1 protein-coding gene is annotated in these 241 nt (G+C 64.3%); it reads right to left on the minus strand.

Annotated features, from left to right (window positions below; genetic code table 11):
• On the minus strand, positions 1 to 241 hold a 241-nt coding region (locus tag AC0KVN_RS27760), incomplete at both ends, for a hypothetical protein (protein WP_483656885.1).

A 241-nucleotide genomic window follows, 5' to 3' on the forward strand; every position in this document is an offset into this window, starting at 1 on the left:
ATGGGCGTTTTCGGCAAGGATATAAATGCCTTTGAGCTGCGCCAGCGCATAGCCCAGCGGCGGAATATCACCACCGCCTTCGGGCAACGCCACAGCAGCACCCGGCTCGGCACCCGGCAGCGGCGCAAAAAACTCACGGTACGCCGCCTGGGCTTCGGCCACCGGCACCGTCGATTGCGGGCGCGGCGTGTACTGATACTGATAACCCGCACCGGCACCCGAATTTGGCGCCGTGTAGGCT

The organism is Sphingobium sp. SG1 (assembly GCF_057063145.1).